At 74.8% G+C, this 2,338-nt stretch carries 1 protein-coding gene; it reads left to right on the forward strand.

What is annotated here, in order from left to right:
* Positions 1-43: 43 nt before the first annotated feature.
* Positions 44-2,338, forward strand: a 2,295-nt coding sequence (locus AOK18_RS20730; protein WP_240503255.1) for a SpoIIE family protein phosphatase, incomplete at its 3' end; no start/stop codon positions are given.

The following is a 2,338-nucleotide window of genomic DNA, read 5'->3' on the forward strand; positions in this document are numbered from 1 at the left end:
CGACGACCGGCCGTCCGCCGGCGGCCTTCCGTCGGCGGACGGGATGTGGCAGGTCAGTCCTCCCGGCTCCATGTACGACTACATCAGGGTCGCGTCCTTCTCCATCGGCCCCGACGGACTGGTCGACCAGTGGAGCCTGCGCGCCGAGGAGATCTTCGGCATCCCGGCCGAGCGGGCCGTCGGGACGGACCCCATCGAGGCCTTCGTCGACCCGGACCGGCGGGAGCAGGGCCAGCGCAAGATGGCCGAGATCCTCGACGGCCGGGAGTGGACCGGGGCCGTCCCCTTCCGCCTCCCCGGGACGGGGGAGGACGGTGCGCCCGGCGGGGAGGCCCTCGCCGAGGTGTACGTCATGCCGACGCGCACCGAGGAGGGCGAGCGAGCGGCCGTCTGCATCGTCGTCGACGTGCGCACCCTGCGCAGCATCGAGACGGACCTCGCCGCCTCGCAGGCCATTTTCGGCCAGTCTCCCTTCGGGTTCCTGCTGATCGACCCCGACCTGCGGGTCCGCCGCGCCAACCAGCGGTTCGCGTCCATCTTCGGCGGTACGCCCGACGACCACCGGGGCAGGAACGTCCACGACTACCTGCCGCGCGGTGAGGCCGAGCGGGTCGACGCGACCATGCGCAGGGTGCTGGACACCGGCGAGTCCATCACGGACATGCACGTCACGGGCTTCGTGCCGGGCACCGAGGAACACCGCCACTGGTCCATCAACCTGTACCGCGTGCACAGCGGCAGCGGCCGCCCCATCGGCATCGCGTGGCTGGGGACGGACATCACGGCCCGCCGCGCCGCCGCCCGCGAGGCCGCCGCCGCGCGGCGCAACCTCGCCCTGCTCAACGAGGCCGGTGCCCGGATCGGCACCTCCCTCGACCTGGAGACCACGGCCCGCGAACTCCTCGACGTCGCCGTCCCCGGCTTCTGCGACCTGGCCACCGTCGACCTCTACCAGGGGCTGCTGGCCGGCGACGAGACCCCGCCGGGCCTCGCCGACGGCAGCGCGGAGGTGCGCCGCGTCGCCTTCGCCAGCGCCGTCTCCGGCGCGCCGTTCAGCGTCACCGGGGAGCCCGTCAAGCTCGGTTCCGTCCACCACTACGCGTTCAACTCGCCGTGCGCGGACGCCCTGCGCACCGCCCGGCCGCGGACCGTGCCGGGCGAGGAGGGCGGGCTGGTGCGGTCCACGCTCGCCGTGCCGATGGTCGCCCACGACACGGTGGTCGGCCTCGCCCAGTTCGCCCGTACCAAGGGCAGCGAGCCGTTCGGGGACCGCGACCGCGACCTCGCCGTGGAGCTGGCCGCGCGTGCGGCCGTCTGCATCGACAACGCCCGCCTCTACCGGCGCGAGCACGAACGCGCCCTGATACTGCAGCGGTCCCTGCTCCCGCCCGGCGACCCGGAGGCGTCCGGCCTCGACATCGCCTGCCGGTACCTGCCCGGCAGCGCGGCGACCGGCCGGGCCGGCGAGGTCGGCGGCGACTGGTTCGACGTGATCGAACTGCCCGGCCACCGCACCGCGCTGGTCGTCGGGGACGTGATGGGGCGGGGCCTGCGCGCCGCGGTCGCGATGGGCGAACTGCGCACCGCCGTGCGCACCCTGGCCCAGCTGGACCTCGAACCCGCCGAGGTCCTCTCCCAGTTGGACGAGATCGCCCGGGGCCTGGGCACCCCCGGCGGGGTCCGGCAGGCGACCCGGGCCGCTCGCCGCCCCCGGGAGGCCGACCTGTCCGAGATCTACCTGGCGACGTGCGTCTACGCCGTGTACGACTCGGTGACCAGGCGGTGCACCTTCGCCAACGCGGGCCACCTGCCGCCCGTCCTGGTCGAGCCCGGAGAGCCCGCCCTGATGCTGGACGTGCCGCCGGGCCTGCCGCTCGGCGTCGGCGGGGAGCCCTTCGAGGAGGTCGAGGTCGAACTGCCCGAGGGGGCCCTGCTCGCGCTCTACACCGACGGGCTCGTGGAGAGCCGGGACCACCCCCTCGACGAGGGCCTCCGGGCCTTCGTGGGCGCCCTCACCGGCCCCGTCCGGCCCTCGGGCGACGCCCCCCGCGACGGATCGGCGCCGCCGCGCGCCGACACCCGGAACCTGGAGGACGTCTGCGACCACGTCCTCACCACCCTCGACACCCACCACGGCGAGGACGACATCGCGCTGCTCATGGCCAGGGTCCAGGGGCTGCCCGCCGAGTCCGTCGGGGACTGGGCGCTGCCGCGCGAACCCCGCAGCGTGGGCCGCGCCCGCGAGCACGCCCGCGCCCAACTGCTCGCCTGGGACCTGGAACCCCTCGTCGACACCACGGAACTCCTGGTCAGCGAGCTGGTCACCAACGCCCTGCGG

It is taken from the genome of Streptomyces prasinopilosus (assembly GCF_001419695.1).
GTDB classification, from domain to species: Bacteria; Actinomycetota; Actinomycetes; order Streptomycetales; family Streptomycetaceae; genus Streptomyces; species Streptomyces prasinopilosus.